The organism is Streptomyces sp. BK340, assembly GCF_007827595.1.
GTDB lineage: Bacteria > Actinomycetota > Actinomycetes > Streptomycetales > Streptomycetaceae > Streptomyces.
This window is the reverse complement of the sequence record NZ_VISR01000007.1, coordinates 1-16,641: the sequence shown is the minus strand read 5'-3', so window position 1 is coordinate 16,641 and position 16,641 is coordinate 1. Positions and strand designations below refer to the sequence as shown.

Annotated in this window: 9 protein-coding genes; 7 read left to right on the top strand and 2 right to left on the bottom strand. The window is 71.4% G+C overall.

Annotation, left to right across the window (positions count from 1 at the left end):
- Nucleotides 1-69: 69 nt before the first annotated feature.
- The 7 genes from FB157_RS15575 (at nucleotide 70) to FB157_RS15540 (ending at nucleotide 8,934) form a co-directional block, all read left to right on the top strand.
- Nucleotides 70-1,083: an acetamidase/formamidase family protein gene (locus FB157_RS15575; protein WP_145880033.1), complete on the top strand. Its 1,014-nt coding sequence runs from the start codon at nucleotides 70-72 to the stop codon at nucleotides 1,081-1,083.
- A gap of 62 nt (nucleotides 1,084-1,145) precedes the next feature.
- Nucleotides 1,146-1,748: an N-acetylmuramoyl-L-alanine amidase gene (locus FB157_RS15570; protein ID WP_145880031.1), complete on the top strand. Its 603-nt coding sequence runs from the start codon at nucleotides 1,146-1,148 to the stop codon at nucleotides 1,746-1,748.
- 79 nt (nucleotides 1,749-1,827) lie between these two features.
- Complete coding sequence (locus FB157_RS15565) at nucleotides 1,828-3,135, top strand: GAF domain-containing protein (protein ID WP_145880029.1); 1,308 nt, start codon at nucleotides 1,828-1,830, stop codon at nucleotides 3,133-3,135.
- Nucleotides 3,136-3,191: 56 nt separating this feature from the next.
- Nucleotides 3,192-4,715: an aldehyde dehydrogenase family protein gene (locus tag FB157_RS15560; RefSeq protein WP_145880028.1), complete on the top strand. Its 1,524-nt coding sequence runs from the start codon at nucleotides 3,192-3,194 to the stop codon at nucleotides 4,713-4,715.
- 484 nt (nucleotides 4,716-5,199) lie between these two features.
- Nucleotides 5,200-6,420, top strand: a complete 1,221-nt coding sequence (locus FB157_RS15555; RefSeq protein WP_145880026.1) for a metallophosphoesterase — start codon at nucleotides 5,200-5,202, stop codon at nucleotides 6,418-6,420.
- A 382-nt stretch (nucleotides 6,421-6,802) separates the two neighbouring features.
- Nucleotides 6,803-7,933, top strand: coding sequence for an agmatine deiminase family protein (locus FB157_RS15545; RefSeq protein ID WP_186581540.1), 1,131 nt, complete (start codon nucleotides 6,803-6,805; stop codon nucleotides 7,931-7,933).
- A gap of 149 nt (nucleotides 7,934-8,082) precedes the next feature.
- Nucleotides 8,083-8,934, top strand: a complete 852-nt coding sequence (locus FB157_RS15540) for an NmrA/HSCARG family protein (RefSeq protein ID WP_145880024.1) — start codon at nucleotides 8,083-8,085, stop codon at nucleotides 8,932-8,934.
- A gap of 105 nt (nucleotides 8,935-9,039) precedes the next feature.
- Here the strand turns inward: FB157_RS15540 and FB157_RS15535 are convergent, their stop codons facing one another.
- Together FB157_RS15535 and FB157_RS15530 are read right to left on the bottom strand one after the other, a co-directional pair.
- Complete coding sequence (locus FB157_RS15535) at nucleotides 9,040-10,032, bottom strand: class I SAM-dependent methyltransferase (protein ID WP_145880022.1); 993 nt, start codon at nucleotides 10,030-10,032, stop codon at nucleotides 9,040-9,042.
- Nucleotides 10,033-16,563 carry a non-ribosomal peptide synthetase gene (locus FB157_RS15530; protein WP_222440938.1) on the bottom strand — a complete coding sequence of 2,177 codons (6,531 nt, stop codon included), beginning with the start codon at nucleotides 16,561-16,563 and terminating at the stop codon, nucleotides 10,033-10,035.
- Nucleotides 16,564-16,641: the final 78 nt, after the last annotated feature.

Genomic DNA, 16,641 nt, shown 5'->3' with positions numbered 1-16,641 from the left:
CGGGGACCGATCCTCACCTCATGAACGCCGCACCGCCCTGACCACCGCACCGAGAGGAACGACGCCGCGATGACCGACCCCCGCATCCTGACCGTGCGCCCGGAACCGGGCGAGTACGCCTGGACGTTCGGCGGTGCTCCCCCGGTGGCCCGGATCGAGCCCGGAACGGTTCTCGACCTCTACACCGAGGACTGCTTCGCCGGCCGGGTGCGGTCGGAGAAGGACCTGGTCTCCGAGGTCTGCGAGTTTCCCTTCCTGAATCCGCAGACCGGCCCCTTCCACATCGAGGGCGCCGAGCCCGGCGACACCGTGGCCGTGCACTTCGTGTCCGTCGAGCCGGCCCGGGACTGGGCAGCTTCGACCACGGTCCCTCTGTTCGGCGCGCTCACCTCGACGCACACCACGGCCACGCTGCAGCCACCCCTGCCGGAGCGGGTCTGGATCTGGCAGCTCGACCGCACCAGGCGCACCGCCCTCTTCCGGGCGCAGGACAGCGACCTCGAGCTGGAGCTGCCCCTCGACCCGATGCACGGCACGGTGGGGGTGGCCCCCGCCAATCTGGAGGTGCGCTCGGCCCTGGTCCCGGACGCGCACGGCGGGAACATGGACACGCCCGAGATGCGGGCCGGCGTCACCTGCTACCTGGGAGTCAATGTCGAGGGAGCGCTGCTCAGTCTCGGTGACGGGCACGCGCGGCAGGGCGAGGGCGAGACCTGCGGGGTCGCCGTGGAGTGCGCGATGAACACCGTGGTGATCGTCGACCTCCTCAAGGGCGTCGCCACGCCCTGGCCCCGGCTGGAATCGGACACGCATCTCATCTCGACCGGCTCGGCGCGCCCGTTGGAGGACGCGTTCCGGATATCACAGCTCGACCTGGTGCAATGGCTGGTGCGCGACTACGGATTCAGTGAGCTGGACGCGTATCAGTTCGCAACCCAGGCGGTCGAATCGCCGTTGGCCAACGTGTGCGACACCAACTACACCTGCGTGGCCAAGCTCCGCAAGGAGTGGTTGCCCGCGCGGGAGACCCACCGCGGCATGCACGCGCGGCTGCGGGAGACTGCGCGGACACTCGGCCGCTGACACCTCATCAGCCCCACAGGCATGCGACGCCCCCCACACCCGTTCCTGAAAGGCAGCCGACGATGGACACGAACCGGCCCGGACCGCAGCTCAGCAGGCGACGGATCCTGAAGGGCGCGGCTCTCGCCGCAGTCCCCTACTCGCTGCTCCCCGACGCCCGCGCCGGTGCGCAGGGAGCCGTCGACTACCCTCCGGCCGAGTGGCAGCCGGCGTCCGCCGGCAACTACACCTCGTCCGACCGCCCCGACGACTACACCGTCGACCGTGTGATCATCCATGTCACGCAGGAGACGTACACGAGCACGCTGGCTATCTTCCAGAACCCGCAAAAACAGGTGTCCGCGCACTATGTGGTCCGCTCGGCCGACGGGCACGTCGCCCAGTGCGTGCGCGAGGCCGACGTCGCCTGGCACGCGGGCAACTGGGACTACAACACCCGCAGCATCGGCATCGAGCACGAGGGCTGGGTGGACCAGCCCGCCTTCTTCACCGACGCCCTCTACGAGCAGTCCGCGCGGCTGACGGCAGCCGTCTGCGCCAGGTACGGCATCCCCAGGGACAGGGAGCACATCATCGGCCACTATCAGGTGCCGGGTACCGACCACATCGATCCGGGGCCCTACTGGGACTGGGTCCGCTACATCAGACTGGTCAATTTCGCGTAGGCGGACGTCGAACCGGTTGTCCGCACGAACACGGCGCGTGACGATGGTCCCAGCCGTTTCACCGTCCGGGGAGGGTGAGTTGACCGATCCGTGGGTGGCCCTGGAACCGGGGGCCGACCCCGCCGAGCGAGTCCGGGTGCTGCGCCGGGCGCACGAGACGTTCACCGCGGGCGGCACGGTGCCGCGCCCGGTGCGGGGCGTGGTGGCCGAGTCCTGGCGGCGCAGCGCGCGAGCCGGTGTGGGACCGGACGGCGCGGCGAGCGTGGAGCTGACCGACGGCGACCTCGGCGCCTATCGGGCCGAGCATCCGCTGGCCCGGGTCATGCCGCTGTTCCGGGAGCTGATGGGCACGTTCGCCGCCGACGGCGAGCATCTGCTGGCGGTGTGCGACGCACACGGCAGGCTGCTGTGGGTCGAGGGGCATCCGGCGACCCGGCGCCTGGCGGACCGGATGAACTTCGTGCCCGGGGCACGCTGGTCGGAGACGGCCGTCGGCACCAACGCGCCGGGTACCGCGGTCGCCCTGGACCGGCCGGTGCAGGTGTTCGCGGCCGAGCACTTCATACGGCGGGTGCAGCCGTGGACGTGCGCGGCGGCGCCGGTGCACGATCCGCACACCGGTCGCGTCCTCGGCGCCGTCGACATCACCGGTGGCGACGGGCTGGCGCATCCGCACAGTCTGGGCTTCGTGCAGGCGGTGGCGCGGGCCGCCGAGTCCCAGCTCGCGCTGCTCGCCCCGCCCCGACGTGCCGATGACACCGCGGTGCTGAGCGCGCTGGGCCGTGACGAGGCCGAGCTCCGGGTGGACGGCCACCGGATCAGGCTCAGCCGCCGGCACAGCGAGATCCTGGTCCTCCTCGCTCGCCGTCCCGAGGGGCTGACCGGCGACGAACTGCTGTGCGCGCTGTACGCGGACGAGTCGGTGACCCCGGTGACTCTGCGCGCGGAACTCGCCCGGCTGAGAAGGCTGCTGGGACCGGGTCTGCTCGCCTCACGGCCGTACCGGCTGACGGCGGCGGTCGAGTCCGACGCAGGCACGGTGGAGCGGCGGCTGGAGACGGGTGCGCTGACGTCCGCGGTGGAGGCGTACGCCGGCCCGCTGCTGCCGGGTTCACAGGCCCCGGCCGTGGTGCGGCTCCGGCGCCGCCTCGCCGACGGTCTGCGGGCGGCCCTGATCACCCACGGCGACCCCGACCTGCTCGCGGACTGGGCGCATGCGCCGTGGGGTGAGGACGACCTGGCGGTGTGGCGGGCGCTCGCGGCGGTACGGCCGTCGGCGCCGGTGCGGGCCCGGCTGGCGGCGCTGGAGGCCGAACTGGCCGTGCCGGCCCGCCGGACACGGCTGCCGAGCGGCGGCGCAACGTACTTGCAACGTCCGCCCGCCTAGCCTCGCGCCGCGAGCTGCCCAACGGCGGGCAGCGCTTCACCGGGAGGCAGACCAGCATGACCCGTTACGCGGCGCCCGGCACCGAGGGCGCGATCGTCTCCTACCAGGCGCGCTACGACCACTTCATCGGCGGAGCGTATGTGCCGCCGTCGCGCGGGCAGTACTTCGAGAATCCGTCGCCGGTCAACGGGCAGCCGTTCACCGAGATCGCGCGCGGTACCGCGGAGGACGTCGAGCGAGCGCTGGACGCGGCGCACGAGGCCGCGCCCGGATGGGGCCGCACGTCGGTGACGGAGCGCGCCGACATCCTGCTGAAGATCGCCGACCGGATGGAGGCCTACCTCGAACCCCTCGCGGTGGCCGAGAGCTGGGAGAACGGCAAGCCGGTGCGCGAGACGCTGGCCGCCGACATCCCGCTCGCGATCGACCACTTCCGCTACTTCGCGGGCGCCATCCGGGCACAGGAGGGCTCGCTCGGCGAGATCGACGACGACACGGTCGCGTACCACTTCCACGAGCCGCTCGGTGTGGTCGCGCAGATCATCCCGTGGAACTTCCCGATCCTGATGGCGGCCTGGAAGCTCGCGCCGGCGCTGGCCGCGGGCAACGCGGTCATCCTCAAGCCCGCCGAGCAGACCCCGGCGTCCATCCACTACTGGATGAGCCTGATCGCCGACCTGCTGCCGCCGGGTGTGGTCAACATCGTCAACGGCTTCGGCGTGGAGGCCGGCAAGCCGCTGGCGTCCAGCCCGCGGGTTGCGAAGGTGGCGTTCACCGGGGAGACCACGACCGGGCGGCTGATCATGCAGTACGCCTCGGAGAACATCAAGCCGGTCACCCTGGAGCTCGGCGGCAAGTCCCCGAACATCTTCTTCGACGACGTGTGGGCCCACGACGACGACTTCCGGGACAAGGCGCTCGAAGGCTTCACCATGTTCGCGCTCAACCAGGGCGAGGTGTGCACCTGCCCCTCACGGGCGCTCGTCCAGCGCGGCAACTACGCGGAGTTCCTCGAGGCGGCCGTGGCCCGTACCCGGCAGATCAAGCCGGGGCACCCTCTCGACACCGAGACGATGATCGGCGCCCAGGCCTCCAACGACCAGCTGGAGAAGATCCTCTCCTACCTGGACATCGGCCGGCAGGAGGGCGCCAAGGTGCTCACCGGCGGCGAACGCGTGGAGTACGACGGCGAGCTGAAGGGCGGCTACTACGTCCAGCCGACGATCTTCGAGGGTGACAACCGTATGCGGATCTTCCAGGAGGAGATCTTCGGGCCGGTCGTCTCGGTGGCGTCGTTCGACGACTTCGACGACGCCATCAAAATCGCGAACGACACTCTGTACGGCCTCGGCGCGGGCGTGTGGACCCGGGACATCAACACCGCGTACCGTGCGGGCCGCGCGATCCAGGCGGGCCGGGTCTGGACGAACTGCTACCACGCCTACCCCGCGCACGCCGCGTTCGGCGGTTACAAGCAGTCCGGTATCGGCCGCGAGACGCACAAGATGATGCTGGAGCACTACCAGCAGACGAAGAACCTGCTGGTGTCGTACTCGCCGAAGAGGCTCGGCTTCTTCTAGGGGAGTGAAGTCGGGTGCCTGGAGGCTTCGTTGCGCTCCAGGCACTCCGGCACCGGAGCTACGCTCCGCAATCATGCAGACACCCGCGATGGTTCGGAGGTTGTCAGGCACCACGCTGTAATCGGCTCGGCCGGCACCCACGACGCCGGACGGCTGCAGATTTCCCGAGGTGCAGACGACGTACTCGAGACTCGCGGTCGTTTTCCCGGCCCTGTGATCTTCCACGGTGAGGGCGAGACCTCGGTCGGGGCGCGGGGCAGGTACACCAGCCGTGACCGGCGCGCGCTCCACCGGCGGCAGTACCAAGCCGGGGCAGTAGCCCCCTGATCGCGGCTCATGCCAGGGGAGGTGTCCGCGGCGGAGCCCTGCCATCAAGCAGAGAACCCTTCGCCCCGAGGGGCCGCGCCCGTGAACGCCGGTCCGGCCGGCCCGAGGGCGACCGGATACAGTGCGCGAGACGGCAGCCTGGTCAGGGAGGGGAAGCGTGACCGACACCAGCAACGCCCGGCCCGCCGAGGGTGAGGCGCAAGCGCCGCGGCAGAGCCGACTGCACCGCCTGATGCGCTACATCCCCCTGATCGCCCCCGTCCTGCTGTGGGCCGTGCCCTGCTGGGTGCTCCTGCACAGCGGCCAGCACTGGCCGCTCCCGGTCGCGCTGGTCGGCACCGCCCTGTTCGTCCTCGGCCTCGTCGGTATGCCGCTCGCGATGGTGCGCGGCCACGGCCGGCGCCAGCAGGACCGGGCGGCGATCGTCGGTGACACTCTGCTGGGCACCAGCTGGGTTCTGTTCACCTGGTCCGTTCTGCTCGGCGTCCTGTTGCGGCTCGGCCTGACCGTGGCCGGCGTCGGCGAGAGTCAGGACCGGGCCCGCATCGTCACCTGGGCCGTCCTCGGTGCAGCCGCCGTGCTGCTCGCCTGGGGGTACGCCGAGGCCCGCCGCGTGCCACGCGTGCGCCGACTCGACGTACAGCTCCCGCGACTGGGTGCCGGGTTGGACGGCATCCGCGTCGTCCTCATCACCGACACCCACTACGGCCCACTCGATCGCGTCCGCTGGTCGGCACGGGTGTGCGAGACGGTGAACACCCTGGAAGCCGACCTGGTCTGCCACACCGGCGACATCGCGGACGGCACGGCCGAACGCCGCCGCGCCCAGGCCGTCCCACTCGGTACTGTGCGGGCCACCCGGGCCCGGGTCTACGTCACCGGCAACCACGAGTACTACAGCGAGGCCCAGGGCTGGGTCGACCTGATGGACGAGCTGGGCTGGGAGCCGCTGCGCAACCGCCATCTGCTGCTCGAACGCGGAGGCGACACCCTCGTGGTCGCCGGCGTGGACGACGTCACCGCCGAGTCCTCCGGCCTGGCGGGCCACCGCGCCCACCTCGCCGGAGCCTTGAACGGCGCCGACCCCGACCTACCCGTCCTGCTCCTGGCACACCAGCCCAAGTTCGTCGACCGGGCGGCAGCCCAGGGCATCGACCTCCAGCTCTCCGGCCACACCCACGGGGGGCAGATCTGGCCCTTCCACCACCTGGTCCGCATCGACCAGCCCGCCGTCGCGGGCCTCAGCCGACACGGCCCCCGCACCCTCCTCTACACCAGCCGCGGCACCGGCTTCTGGGGCCCGCCGTTCCGCGTCTTCGCCCCCAGCGAGATCACCCTGCTCGTGCTCCGCTCCCCGCACCTGCCCACCTCGCCGTAGCACGGGGCGGGCCGGCACAAACGCTGTATCCGCCGAAGAGGCTCGGCTTCTTCCAGGGGAGTGGAGCCGGCTGCCCGGACAGGACGTCGTTCGCTCCGGGCACCCCCGCTCACACGGCGGGCTGCTGCTGGGTGACGCAGTGGATGCCGCCGCCGCCCGTGCCGAGACGGTCGATGTTCAGCTGCTCGATGACACAGTGGCGTCCACGGCCACCCCGCGCACGCCTCCGCTCAGCCGTCCGTACGGCCGCCACACGCGTGAGGCCAAGCCCCGCGATTCCGCCGCCGTGCGTCACCGCGATCCGCCCACCGCCGCCGGACAGTCTCGTCGGCCCCCGATCGGAGCACACCGTGTACCGCCTTCTCTCCTCCCGCCGCACGCCCTGCGCGCCTTGGCCGGAATCGGCGGCGCCCTCGCCCTCGGCGCCACCGCCTGCGGTCCCGGGGAGTCCGTGATCGGTGGCACGAACACCTCCTCCGCCCGCACCCCGGCGCCTGACGGCGAGCGCCGCTTCGGCGCCGAGTGGGAGAGCCACACCCGTACGTTCATGTGCTGGCCGGCCCTCGACTCCGTCTGGGAGGACGACCTGCCCTACGTACGGAAGGACATCGCCCGCATCGCACGAGCCGTCGGGGAGTACGAGGCGGTCGTGCTGCTGGCCCGCCCCGACCAGCAGGCGGCGGCCCAGCGGGCGTGCGGATCACAGGTCGAGGTCATCCCGCTCGCCGTCGACGACCTGTGGGCCCGCGACACCGTCCCCGTCTTCGTCGAGGAGCACGGCGAGGTCGTCGGAGTCGACCTCAACTTCAACGGGTGGGGCAACAAGCAGGAGCACACCGACGACGCCCAGGTGGGCCGCAGGCTGCTCGGCAAGTACGGCATCCCCCGCACACAGGCGCCGCTCGTCGCCGAGGGAGGCTCTTTCGAGACCGACGGCGAGGGCACCCTCCTCGTCACCGAGAGCTCGATCGTCAACGACAACCGCAACCGCGGGAAGAGCCGGGACCAGATCGAGGACGAGCTCATGAAGACCCTGGGTGTGGAGAAGGTGATCTGGCTGGCGGGCGTCCGCGGCGAGGACATCACCGACGCGCACGTGGACAGCCTCGTGCGGTTCACCGCACCGGGCGTGGTCCTCCTCGACCAGGCGTTCCCCGGCACTCCCCCGGACTCCTGGTCCCGCTCCTCCGACCAGGCCCGTTCGGTGCTCGGCAAGGCGACCGACGCACGGGGCCGACGCTTCGAGATCATCGACCTGCCGCAGCCCGGCCTCGACAGGATCACCGGCCGGGGCGACGACTTCGTGTCCACCTACGCCAACTTCCACATCGCCAACGACGCCGTCTTCCTGCCCAGGTTCGGCGACCGGAAGGCGGACGCCCGGGCGAGGGCCATCCTCCAGGAACACTTCCCCGAGCGGGACATCGTCCAGCTGCAGATCGACACCATCGCCTCCGGTGGCGGCGGGATCCACTGCTCCACCCACGACCAGCCCGGCAAGCCCGCCGCCTGACCGCGTCCAGGCTCACGTCCGGGCCACCTCCTCCAGTGCCCTGCTCCCGCCTGCCGGCACCGTGCGCCGTCGTCCGTCGCGGATGATGAACGCCGGGGCCGGCTGCCGATCCGCCGTCGCCCCCCTTCTGCCCGGAAAGGAGTTCTTCGATGGCCGACGAACCAGTCCTGGTGCTTGCGGCGACCGGTGGTCAGGGCGGTGCCGTGACCGATGCGCTGCTGGCCCGCGGGACCCGGATCAGGGCGCTGGTCCGCGATCCCGGCCGCAGTGCCGCGCGGCGACTGGCCGACCGGGGTGTGGACGTGGTGGCGGGCTCCCTGAGCGATCCCGGGTCGCTCGCCGCGGCCATGCGGGGGGTGGCCGGTGTCTTCGCGTTCACCACACCCTTCGAGGCCGGTGTCGAGGCGGAGGTGGAGCAGGGGCGGGCGATCCTCGCCGCCGCGGCGCGGGAGCGCGTCCCGCATCTCGTGTTCAGCTCGGTGGCCGGGGCCGACCAGAACAGCGGGGTACCGCACTTCGAGAGCAAGGCACGCATCGAGGCGGAACTGACCGCGGGAGACGTGCCGTACACGATCCTGGGGCCGACGTACTTCTTCGACAACGCGCTCGGTGGAGCGGAACGCATCCTCGACGGCGTTCTCGACCTGCCGTTGCCACCCGACCGGCCGTTGCAGCAGCTGGCCCGGCCCGACCTCGGCGCGTTCGCCGCGGAAGTGCTGCTCGCCCCCGCCCGGTACGTCGGGCAGCGCATCGAGCTGGCGGGCGACGCGCCCACGCCCACGCAGATGGCGGCCGCGCTCGGCGCCGCGCTGGGACGGGAGGTCCGCCACGAGTACGTGCCGCTCGCGGCCATCGGCGATCCGGACATGCACGCGATGTGGACGTTCCTGAACGGCCCCGGCTACCGCGTCGACATCCGCGCGCTCCGGGCCGCTCACCCGCAGATCCGCTGGACCGACTTCGCCGACTGGGCACGCAACACCTGGGCGGCCGCCGGCTGAGAGGCCGGCCGAGCCGCCCCGGATCTCACGGAGGGCGTGCCGCACCGGTTCCCACCGGCGCGGCGCGGTCCGCCAGGTGCGGGGGCCAGTGCTTCTCCGCGATGATCAGTGCTTCTCCGCGATGAACAGCCGTCCCGTGGGGAACCGGTGGGGCAGACACCGGACGTCCGAGAAGCCCGCCGCCAGCAGCTTGTCGGTCCACTCCTGCTCGTCGAGCAGCCGCCGGCGCATGAACTGCTGGTGGTAGTACGTCACGATCGCGCTGAACCGGCGCTCCCTCGGGTCGGGCACGTACGGCACGGCCTCCGTGAGCGCCATCATGCCGCCCGGCCGCAGCGCGTCCCGGCAGCTGGCCAGGGTCCGGTCGGCGATGTCCTCCTCCTCGGGCATCATGTCGTGGAAGACGAACCCGGCGTGCACCACGTCGGCGTCCTTCACCGGCGTCGGGTCGGTGGCCACCGACTGGATCGACCGCTCGTACACGGTGATCCGGTCGGCCACGCCCGCTCGCTCGGCCGCCAGTTGGGCCTCCCGGCACGCCTCGGCGTCCAGGTCGAGCGCCACGGCCGTGGTGTCCTTCAGCGTCAGCATGATCTCGATGAGCAGCCGGGCGGTGCCCGCACCGAGGTCGACCACGTGCGTGGGACGGGCGTCGAGGATGGTCTTGAGCGCCACGGGATAGAAGCCGAACGACCCCATCCACTGCGAGCTGACGGCGACCTGGCGGCCGTCGCGGCTGTGCCGCTTGCCGGCGGACACGTTGTCGGTGAGGAACTCCACCGCGTTCTCCACGAACGGCCGGTTCGCGTTGAGCGCCCAGGACAGGTAGCCGGACTCGTACAGGATCTGGTCGAAGTCCTCCGCCACCTGGTACGTCCCGTCCGACTCGACGACCAGCGCCGCCGAGGTCAGTGCCTCCAGGTAGTTCGCCACGCCCTGCCTCGGCAGCCCGGTGGCCGACACCAGCTGCTCGACGTCGACCCGCTGGCCCTTGTCGATGTGCGGCAGCACCCCGATCCGGTCGCCGATCTCCAACAGCGCTGCCGCTCCCGCCGCGTCCGCTGCCGTCTCGCGGGCCGGGTTCTGGTTCGCAGTCATCTACTGTGTTCCTTTCGGTAGTTGCCGGATCACTGTCGGAATGTCGTCCCGCTCGGGCTGTCCGTTCATGGCCTCCCGGAGCACGCGGTTGATGACACGGCTGATCTCCGCCGCGTTACGTGGCCAGTACATCTCGTTGTGGGCGCAGGCGACGTCGTAGCGCTGCACGTGACCGTCGACGTACTCGTGCCACAGCACGTCCATCTCCGCGTCCAGATGGCGCTTGTCGTGGGTCTCCGGGTCGAGGAGCGCGTTGAAGAAGACCACGTCGCCGCGGTACCTGGGCGAGGTGTAGCGCCGCATCTGCTCCAGGTGCTCGATGAAGATCTCCGAAGCGGTGCTGACCAGGAACTCGTACTCCTCCATCCCCTTGAGGTGACCCATGTAGTTGACGAGGAACATGCGCACCATGTCCTCATCCAGGAGTTCGAGGTCGGCGAAGTGGCTGGCGGGTGCCGAGTCCAGCAGCGCGAGCAGCGCCACCTCCTCTCCGCGGCGCTGCAGTTCCGCGGCCATCGCGTGGGCCAGCGTGCCACCGAAGGACCAGCCCAGCAGGTAGTACGGCCCGCTCGGCTGGGCGTCCTGCACCTGGTTCACGTAGTCGTCGACCATGTCCTCGATGGAGGTCGCCCGCGGCGTGACCCCGTCGAAGCCGCGCGCCTGGATGCCGTACAGCGGCCAGGCCCGGTCGATGTGCCGGCCGAAGCTGAGATAGGGCCAGCTCAGGCCGCCGCCCGGGTGCAGCCACCACAGCGGGGACTGCTCCCCCTCGGTGCGGATCGGCAGGAGGGCGGCGAACGGGTCCTCGAAGGTCACCTCCGCGTCCGCGGACAGCTGTTCCGCCAGTTCGGCCACCGTGGGGTACTGGAACACCGTCCGGATCGGGACCTCCATGCCCAGTTTCTCGTGGATCTGCCAGACCAGGCGGGTCAGCCGCAGTGAGTGGCCGCCGCAGGCGAAGAAGTCGTCGTCGATCCCGATCCGGTCCAGGCCCAGCACCTCGGCGAAGAGTCCGGCCAGTGCCTCCTCGCGCGGAGTGCGCGGGGCGCGGTACTCACCGCCGGTCGGGTCGGGGTCGGGCAGTGCGGCGCGGTCCACCTTCCCGTTCTTGGTGAGCGGCAGCCGGTCGAGGAGCATGATCTCGCTCGGCACCATGAACGCGGGCAGCTCACGGGTCAGTTCGTCGCGCAGCTGCGACGGCAGCCGGGACGCGCGGCCGGAGACCGCGGGCGTGTTGACGAGCCGCCCGGCCGGCGTCGGTGCCGGCCGGTAGACGCCGTCGCAGACGGGGGCGTCGACGTCGGGCAGCAGGACCGCCTCGAAGTGCTCCGCCGACTCCGGCGACCAGGTGCAGTACACCGCGAGCCCCTGTGCGGTGCCCCAGGCCTCCAGCTCGGCCGGGTCGAGCGTGCCCCGGTCGTCGATCGGGCCGCCCCACTCGCCGGCCTCGGTGGCCAGCCTGGCGTTCGGCACACGGGTGAGGCGGACCCGGCCGTGCCGCGCGAGCGCGGTGGCCACGTCGGACAGCTGGTGGACGTCGCTTCCCCAGGCCGCCACCGGCAGGTCCGCGAGGTCCAGGGCCCGGTTGGGCCCCTTGTGCAGCACGATCTCGTAGCGGTGGCGGGTCAGTTCGTTGTGGTGGCTGCCCTGCTTGAGGCGGATGTCGGTGGCGACCACGTCCGGATGCGCGCCGGCCCACTGCGTGAAGTACTCCGGATCGATGACCAGTTCCTTCTCGTCCACGAGCGCACGGGACACCGCGGCCTGCACGGCGGCGGCCCGGTCGTCCGGATGCCGCGAGCGGTGGACGGCCGCGGTGAACCCCTTCTGGGTGCGGTGGTTGCGGACGTCACCGATGACGATCCGGCCGCCCGGGGCCAGCCTGGCCAGCGCGATGTCGAGCACCCGGGCGAGGTAGTCGGCATCCGGGAAGTACGACACGACCGAGTTGAGGATCACCGTGTCGAAGTGAGCCGTCGGAAGGTCGCCCGCCTCGTCGGCTGGCCCGCAGCGCAGGGTCACCTTGTCCGCCAGCCGCCGGTCGGCGCGGACCTGGGCGCGCAGTCGCTCGACGACGGGGGCGGAGAAGTCGATGCCCCAGTACTCCGTCACCTCCGGCGCGAGCGGCCCCAGCAGCAGACCCGAGCCGACGCCGATCTCCAGCACTCGCCGCGGGCGCAGGGCGCGCACACGACCCACCATGGCATCCCGCCAGGCCCGCATCTCGGGCAGCGGGATGGCCTGTCCGGTGTAGGAGCTGTTCCACCCGGTGAAGTCGTCGCCGAGTCCGCCCAGGTCCACCTCGGTGCCGCCGTACACGGAGTCGTAGATCTCGCGCCACTCCCCCACCTGCCGGTCGGCCTCGTCGTCGGACGACCCCGACGCGTCGGGCACCACGTAGGCGACGAGGTGCCGTTCACCGAGCCGGTCCTCACGGCTGACCACGACGGCCTGGGCCACGCCCTCACGCCTGCGCAGTGCCGCCTCGACCTCGCCCGGCTCCACGCGGAAGCCCTGGATCTTGATCTGGTCGTCCACCCGGCCGACGTATTCCAGGTGCCCGGCGGAGCTCCAGCGCACCAGGTCGCCGGTGCGGTACATGCGCGCCCCGGGCGGCCCGAACGGGTCGGCGACGAACCGGCCACCGGTCAGGCCCGGGCGGCCCGCGTACCCGCGGGCCACGCCGGCGCCCGCGATGTACAGCTCCCCGACCACGCCGGGCGGCACGGGCTGGAGGCGCTCGTCCAGGACATGCAGCACGGTGCCCTGCATGGGGCCGCCGATGGGCACCGGGTCGGTGCAGTCGTCGGCCGAGGCCAGCCGGTACCGGGCGGCGAAGGCCGTCGTCTCCGTCGGCCCGTACCCGTTCACCACGGTGAGGTCCGGGCAGGCGTCGAGAATCCGGCGGACCGCGGCGGGCGGCATGACCTCACCGCCCGCCCACACCTCGGACACGCCCGCGAAGCACTCCGGGTGCTGCTCCGCCATCACGGCGAACAGGCCCGTGGTCAGGCACACGTCGGTGATTCCGCGCTCGGCGATCACGGCGGCCAGCACCGCGGTGTCCAACTGGCCGGCGGCCGCCACCACCGCGGTGCCACCGTTCAGCAGCGGCACCCACAGCTCGTAGGTGGCCGCGTCGAAAGTGTGCGCCGAATGGATCAGGACACGGCGGTACGTCCCGTCCGCCCAGCAGTCGTCGAGCGCGAGGTCGACGACGTTCCGGTGGGTCACCTCCACGCCCTTGGGCTGGCCGGTGGAGCCGGATGTGTACATCACGTAGGCGGTGGTGTGCTCCCCTACGCCGATGTCCGGCGGCGAGTCCGGACACCCGTCGAGGTCCTCGCCGGCCAGGCCCTCGTCCACGGTGACGGCCGGGGCGAGGTCGGCGAGCATGAACTCGATGCGCTCGGGCGGATGGGTGGGGTCGACCGGCACATAGGCGGCGCCGGTCTTCAGCACCCCGAGGATGGCTGCGACCAGCAGCGGTGAGCGGTCGAGCACCAGCGCCACGCGGCTGTGCGGCCGTGCGCCCTTCGCTCGGAGGTGGTGGGCGATGCGGTTGGACCAGTGGTCCAGTTCGGCGTAGGTCCAGCTGTGCGTGCCGTCCGCGGAGACCAGCGCGATCGCGTCCGGGGTCGCGGCGGCCGTGGCGGCGAAGCGCTCGTGGACGGTGCCGGCCTCGAACCCGGTGTCCCGGCCCCGGCCGCCCCAGCGGTCCAGCGTCGCGCGCTCGCTGCCCGCGAGGATGTCCACCGACCCGATGGGCGTGTCCGGAGCGGCCACCACCTGACGCAGGAAGCGGATCCAGCGGTCGAGCATCGTGGTGATGGTGCCGGCGTCGAACAGCTCGGTCGCGTACTCGGCGAAACCCTCGATCCGGGCCCGCGCTCCGTCGTCGTCCTGTTCCCCGAGGTTGATGGACAGATCGAAATGCGCCACACCCGGGCTGAACAGCTCCTCGGTCACGCTCAGGCCCGGCAGGGTGAACTCCGCTGCCGCGTTGTTCTGCAGCACCAGGAGCACCTGGAAGAGCGAGTGGTGCGCGGTCGAGCGCACCGGGTTCAGCACCTCGACCAGGTGCTCGAACGGAATGTCCTGGTGGTCGTAGGCGGCCAGGCTCCGCTCCCGCACCCGGCCGACGAGTTCGGCGAAGCCGGGGTTTCCTGAGGTGTCCGCCCGCAGCACCCAGGTGTTGACGAAGAAGCCGACCAGCCGGCTCAGCGCCTCGTCGGTGCGTCCGGCGATCGGCGAACCGATCGGCACGTCCGTGCCCACGCCCAGCCTGGTGAACAGCGCCGCGAGCCCGGCCTGCAGCACCATCGACACGGTGGCGCCGTTCTCCCGGGCCACCCTCCGGATGCCCTCGGTGAGCCCCTCGTCGAGGGCGATCGGAATCACGTCGCCCTCGAACGACGCCACAGCGGGCCGTGACCGGTCGGCAGGCAGCTCGATGGCCTCCGGCAGCCCGGCCAGGTGGTTCGTCCAGTAGTCCAGCTGTCGCCGGTAGAGACTGTCCGGGGTGTCGCTGTCCCCGAGCAGGTTCCGCTGCCACAGGGTGTAGTCCGCGTACTGCACCGGAAGGGGCTCCCACTCCGGCGTCCGGCCGTCCCGACGGGCCTCGTAGGTGGTGATGAGGTCGTTCGCCAGCGGACGGGCGGACCAGCCGTCGGACGCGATGTGGTGCGCGCCGATCAGGAACACCGACTCCAACTCGCTGATCCGGAACAGCCACGCCCGGATCGGGATCTCACCGGCCAGGTCGAACGGCAGCCGCGCCGCCTCCCGCAGGGCACCGGGGAGTTCGGCCTCGGTGACCTCGCGCTCCTCCCAGGGCACCTGGATCGCGGTCGGCGGGAGGACCTGCTGGTACGGCTGCCCGGCATCCTCACCGAAGACGGTACGCAACGACTCGTGCCGCACGACGACATCGCGCAGGGCTCCACGAAGGGCGACCGCGTCGAGGTCGCCGCGCATCCGCAGTGCCAGGGAGACGTTGTACGTCGCCGAAGGCCCCTCGAACCGGTGGATGAACCACAGCCGCTGCTGCGCGAAGGAGACCGGAAGCCGCTCCGGCCTTGCCTGGGGGACCAGTGGCGGTCGGCCGGTGTTCGCGGTCGTCAGATGTTCCGCCAGCTCCGCCACCGTGGGTGCCTGGAAGACCAGCCGGATCGGGATCTCCACACCGTGCACGGCGCGGATGCGGCTGACCAGCTTGGTCGCGAGCAGTGAATGGCCGCCCACGGAGAAGAAGTTGTCGTCGACGCCGACCCGGTCGAGTCCGAGCACCGCGGCGAAGAGCGCGCACAGCGACTCCTCCTCCGGAGTGGACGGGGCCCGGCCGCTGCTGCCGGCCGAGTAGTCGGGTACGGGCAGCGCGCGCCGGTCCGGCTTGCCGTTGTCCGTCAGCGGCACGCTGCCGATCGGCACGATCGCCGCCGGCACCATGTACTCGGGCAGGGTCTCCCGCAGGTACGCGCGCAGCGTGGGCAGCAGCGCGGTGATGGCCCTCGCGACCACGGGATCGTTGACCGGCACCCGGTCCACTCGGCCGGGCAGATACGCCCCGGTCAGGATCCGGCCCGCCACGGGGCCGTCCCGGAAGACGAGCACGTCCACCTGGTCGACCGCCTGCGCCGACCACGTCACCACCGCGTCCCACCCGTGTCGCTCGGCCCACGCGGGGATCGCGGACGGGTCGAGCGGCGGTGCCGCCGTCGCGCCTGGCTCCTCCAGGGCCAGTTCACGTGCCGCCGTGACCTCCTCGGTCAGGCGCGCGTTCGGGACGCCTGTGATCCGTACGACTGCTTCGTCCCGGCTGCCCACCCGGTCGGCGAGGCGGTCGAGGTCGCCGTCCCACGCGACGGCGGGAACGGTGTCCAGGGGCAGCGGTTCCGCGGTGCCCGGCTTGTGCAGCACCACCTCGTAACGGTGCAGGGTCAGCTCGTTGTGCGCGCTGCCGTCCTTGACCCGGACGTCGACGGCGACGCCCCCCGCACGACCGGCCCAGCGCACGAACCAGTCCGGGTCGACCACGAGTTCCTTCTCCAGAAGCACGGCCTGCTCCACCGCGCTGCGCAGCACGGCCGGCACCGCATCCGGATGCCTCACCCGCTGAACACCCGTCTGCAGCACCCGCAGCGAGCTCGCCCGCCGGATGTCACCGAGCACGATCCGGCCACCCGGCGCCAGCAGTTCCCAGACCCCGTCAAGAACCCGCTCCAGGTACTCGACGTTCGGGAAATACTGCACGACCGAGTTGAGCACCACCGTGTCGAACCGGCCACGCGGAAGCCCCGACAGATCGTCTGCGGCCTGGCACCGCAGCCGGACCCGGTCCGCCAGACCGGCCCCCGCCACCTGCTCCCGCAACCGCCCGATCACCCGCGACGAGAAATCGGTCGCCCAGTACTCCTCCACCCCGCCCGCGATCCGCGCGAGCAGAAGACCCGAACCGACACCGAGCTCAAGAACACACCGCGGCGACCAGCACAAAACCCCCTCCACCGCCGCATCCCGCCACGCACGCATCTCCTCCGACGGGATCGGCTCACCGGTGTACGAACTGTTCCAGCCGACGAAGTCCTCACCGAACCCACCCTCGCCGCC